General features: G+C 73.0%; 1 pseudogene. It reads right to left on the reverse strand.

The features are described from left to right. Positions 1-888: pseudogene (locus AC27IO_RS24870) on the reverse strand (acyl-CoA dehydrogenase family protein); the annotation flags it as partial.

Below are 888 nucleotides of genomic sequence, written 5' to 3' on the forward strand. Positions count from 1 at the left end.
TCGACGAAGCCGCGGCGCGGCGCACAGGCTCGGCCGCGCGCAGCCGCACGGCGGTCTCGCCCACCTGCTGGATGAGCAGCGGGTCGTCGGCGGCGCGCTCCACGCGCGCATCGATCCAGGGCCGGGCATGCTCGCGCACGAAGGGCAGCGTGGCCGCGAGGGCCCCCCCGCGCCAGCCCCAGGTCGATGGCCGCGTGGAGAATCTGCGCCAGCGGGCCGATGGGGGTGGGCCGCTCGAAAGATGCGAGGAACGGCACGACCCATTCGGCCTCGACCCGCACGTCGTCGAACTGCACCGAGCCGCTGCCCGTCACGCGCTGGCCGAAGCCGTCCCAGTCGTCGGTGACGTGCACGCCCTCGGCGGTGCGTGGAACGAAGGCGAGGTAGGTGACATCGCGCCCGTCTTCCCTGGCCACGACCAGCGTGGGAATCCAGTGCGCATAGAGCGCCCCGGTGCAATAGAACTTGCGCCCCTGCACCCGAAAGCCCTCGCCATCCGGCACCAGGCGGGTGCGGCGCTGGAAGTCCTGGTGGCCGATCTCCGCCAGCGCATTGCCGAAGCGATCGCCCGCCAGCACGCGGCCGTAGAAGAAGCGCTTTTGCGCGTCGGTGCCGCCCACGCGCAGCACCTCCAGTGCGTAGAAATGGTTCTGCGGAATCTGGCCGATGGAGCCGTCGGCCGCGCTGACCAGCGCCGTGACCTCGGCCAGCGTGCCGGCCGATACGCCCGGGCCGCCGTACTCGCGCGGCACCGTGATCGCCCACAGGCCGGTGGCGACGAAATCGTCCAGCGCGTCCCAGGGCAGCAGGCGCTCGCGGTCGCGCTGGGCCGCGCCGGGGGCGATGCGCGCGGCATAGCGCTGCGCGGCGGCAAGGGCCTCGGTGTCG

It is taken from the genome of Acidovorax sp. KNOB132 (assembly GCF_057541515.1).